Below are 3,287 nucleotides of genomic sequence, written 5' to 3'. Positions count from 1 at the left end.
GGGGAGTGCCGACAAGTACTTTTTGCGTCGCTTGGGTATCCAGACAAAATGAACAACGCATAACCCAATAGCATGGTTATAATGCCTATACTCGTATGAGTTTTTTCGCATTTTTTCACCTCTGGGGTGACCGTTGTTTTTCTTGTAGATTACAATAGAAAAATCAACAATAGTCACTAAGGTCGAAAATGGCTAGAGCCAATAAACAGATAGGTGTTCAGCAAATATTGCTCCATCCTGACAAAGGGACGAAAGCCATCCTTCAGTATTTGTGCGAACAATCAGGCAAACTCTACAACATTAGTGTGTATTTTGCACGTCAAACATTTTTTAAGACAGGGAAATTACTGACTGGAAAGTTTGACTTGATTTACGAGCCAACAGTAGGAAAGAGTCAGGTTGCTCAATCCCTACCATCAACACCTGGACAACAGACACTATTAAGTGTTGCTGAAGCATTTAAGTCTTACAAAGGACTACAGCAGCTCTGGTTTAAAGGACAGTTGCCAAACAAGCCAAAAATACCCGGATATTTAAAAGGGTCAAAGCTGTTCAAAATTGCTTACCCTAACTCAGGAGGTCAAAAGCCCAAAATAGTTGATAAACAGCTTCAGTTCTCTCTTGGTCTAACAGTTAAGCGTTGGTTTGGTCTTGATAGTTTTAGATTACCAATCCCAACCAATCTGGATATAACCAAGGTAAAAGAATGGACAATACTACCTAAAAATGGTTCATTCTATCTTGAAGCTTCCTACACTCTCACTCAAGAACAAACTTGTCGAGAATTTGATAACCAAGCATTAGCGATTGACCTTGGCACTGCTGATAACTTAGCGGCTTGTGTTGACACATTGGGTAACTCTTTTTTGATTGATGCTCGTGGGATGAAAGCTTTCAATCAGTACTGGAACAAACAAGTAGCAACTAGGAAAGAGAAAAAACCTCAAGGGTATTGGGACGCATGGCTTGACCGTGTGACTCGGAAGCGTAACCACAGAATGAGAGATGGTATCAACAAAGCAGCAAAAATTATTGTTAACCACTGCCTCAAACATAGAATTGGGACAATCGTATTGGGCTGGAATGAAGGCTTTAAGTGCAATGCCAACATGGGCAAATTGAACAATCAAAAATTTGTGCAGATGCCACTAGGCAAGCTCAAAAACAGGATTGAGCAATTGTGTGATTTACATGGTATCAAACTTGTAATTACTGAAGAGTCTTACACAAGTAAAGCCAGCTACTTAGATGGTGACTCCCTACCCAAATATGGCGTTAGCGAAGCGGGGCGAAGCCCAAAGCCAGATGGGTGGAAAGCATCTGGTAGGAGAACCAAGCGCGGGTTATACAAAAGCAAAAACGGCTCACTAGTGAATGCAGACTTAAACGCTGCTGCAAATATAATGAGCAAAGTAGCCAGAAAGCTAGGCATTGACCTGGACCGACTGGGTAGACGGTGTTTGACAACCGTAGCGAGAATTAGGCTGTGGACGCTACCTCAGTCTACTCTGTCCGCAGAATCCCCGTGTCTTTAGACCGGGGAGTGTCAAAATAATTGGAATTGATTGAGGATTAAGTTACAATGCCCAGAACTCCAGATGAGTATGCAGTCTACATTCTATTGTCAGGCGGTCACCGAGAGGAAGTCCGTTTTGTGACTATTCAAGAGTTTCAGAAATGGTATAGCGGTGAACTCATGCCAAAAGCCACTTCTAATGACTTTATTAGCGTACCGATTAAAAATATGCAGCAAGAGTATATGGTAGTACGTCCTTCTAGTGTTGTGGCAATCCGAGTGGAACCTATATTCGGGGGCAGCGTCGAACGATAATAGTTGTTAGTTGTTAGTTGTTGGTTAGTTGTTATTTGTTGTTGGCAAGGGGCTTAGAGCCAATTGTTCCTCCTTGTTGTAGAACAGGCATCTCGCCTGTTACAGTTATTAGTAGTTTCACCAATAACCAACAACCAACAACCAACAACCAACAACCAATAACCAATAACCAACAAATATTGGTAACTATGAGAAAATTAATAACTTGGCTTTCCCTAAGTTTAGGATGGCTAATTTTCGCACCTAATAATTGGACATTTGTCAATAAAACGCCGCAATCTGTCAAATCAGATAGCGAACAAATCGCTGTAGCACAACAACCAGTCAATCCTAATCCTGAACAAAATTTACCTCTGAAACCCATAAATCCAGATACCGAACAAGTTACTTTAGACTCATTAGGTATTGATGAACAATTATGGGATCGTCCAGGAAAACAGGGAGACAAACAGGCACTTTTGACCTCAATAGATTATAGTTTGAGGTATCTTCGCACCTCCAAGGCTGTCCAAGCTTATCAACAGTATCCAGTACCAGGAATAACTCTAAATCGAGTCCGTCGCTCTTTGGTGAGATTCCGCCAACTTGTGGTGACATCCAATTCTGCTACAGAATTACAAGCCGCTGTTAATCGGGAGTTTGTCTTTTATAAATCCATTGGTAGAAATAATCGAGGATCTGTTTTATTCACTGGCTACTTTGAGCCTATTTATGTTGCTAGTCGCACACCTTCTGCGGAATATCGCTATCCCCTTTATCGAATACCTCCCAACTTAAACCAATGGCAGAAACCTAATTTTACTCGTGTTGAATTAGAAGGTGAAGATGGTTTAGGAAAAAATAGCCCATTACAAGGGTTAGAATTTGTCTGGTTCAGCGATCGCTTCGAGGCGTTTTTGGTTCATATCCAGGGTTCAGCCCAACTTCAGCTAACAGATGGAACCGTTATGACAGTGGGCTTTGCGGGGAAGACAGATCTCCCTTATGGTAGTGTAGGGCGAGCGTTAATTGATGATGGTAAGTTTACCGCAGAACAATTGACAATGCCAGTATTAATCGATTATTTCCGTGAATTTCCAGAGGAAATGAATAAGTATTTGCAGCGGAATGAAAGCTTTATTTTCTTTCAGGAAACTAACGGCGCACCTGCGATGGGTAGTATTGGAGTACCTGTGACAGCAGAGCGCTCGATTGCTACTGATAAATCCCTGATGCCTCCTGGAGCTTTAGCATTAATTAAAGCGCCAATTCCTTTTCCTAATGCTAACGGTAAGCAAGAATCTCAGTTAGTAAGTCGCTATGTTTTAGATCAAGATACTGGTAGTGCGATTAAAGGTCCAGGTAGAGTTGATATTTTTATGGGTACAGGTGAGGTAGCAGGAGAGCGTGCGGGAATTATTAAAGCAAATGGGGAATTGTATTACCTATTGTTGAAAAAATGAGCGAGGGGGAGTGG

At 41.6% G+C, this 3,287-nt stretch carries 3 protein-coding genes and 1 pseudogene; 3 read left to right on the top strand and 1 reads right to left on the bottom strand.

From position 1 onward, the window contains the following. Positions 1-111: pseudogene (locus tag NJ959_RS30990) on the bottom strand (IS200/IS605 family transposase); the annotation flags it as partial. A gap of 77 nt (positions 112-188) precedes the next feature. On the opposite strand from NJ959_RS30990, the gene NJ959_RS27575 reads away from it, so the two are divergent. The 3 genes from NJ959_RS27575 to mltA all read left to right on the top strand — a co-directional run bounded on the left by NJ959_RS27575 (position 189) and on the right by mltA (position 3,273). Next, positions 189-1,535, top strand: a complete 1,347-nt coding sequence (locus NJ959_RS27575; RefSeq protein WP_254014962.1) for an RNA-guided endonuclease InsQ/TnpB family protein — start codon at positions 189-191, stop codon at positions 1,533-1,535. 47 nt (positions 1,536-1,582) lie between these two features. Then, positions 1,583-1,831 (top strand): hypothetical protein, encoded by a 249-nt coding sequence (locus NJ959_RS27570; protein ID WP_254014961.1) that lies wholly within the window; start codon positions 1,583-1,585, stop codon positions 1,829-1,831. A 188-nt stretch (positions 1,832-2,019) separates the two neighbouring features. Next, entirely contained in the window at positions 2,020-3,273 is a 1,254-nt protein-coding gene (gene mltA / locus NJ959_RS27565) for a murein transglycosylase A (RefSeq protein ID WP_254014960.1), read from the top strand. Positions 3,274-3,287: the final 14 nt, after the last annotated feature.

The sequence above is a fragment of the Limnofasciculus baicalensis BBK-W-15 genome (assembly GCF_024178385.1).
In the GTDB taxonomy this organism is placed as follows: domain Bacteria; phylum Cyanobacteriota; class Cyanobacteriia; order Cyanobacteriales; family Coleofasciculaceae; genus Limnofasciculus; species Limnofasciculus baicalensis.
Note: the sequence above shows the minus strand (reverse complement) of the source record. Positions and strands in the feature narration are given on the sequence as shown.

Coding starts and splice junctions, on each gene's coding strand:
- NJ959_RS27575 (WP_254014962.1), top strand. CDS start 189: ATGGCTAGAGCCAATAAACAGATAGGTGTTCAGCAAATATTGCTCCAT.
- NJ959_RS27570 (WP_254014961.1), top strand. CDS start 1,583: ATGCCCAGAACTCCAGATGAGTATGCAGTCTACATTCTATTGTCAGGC.
- mltA (WP_254014960.1), top strand. CDS start 2,020: ATGAGAAAATTAATAACTTGGCTTTCCCTAAGTTTAGGATGGCTAATT.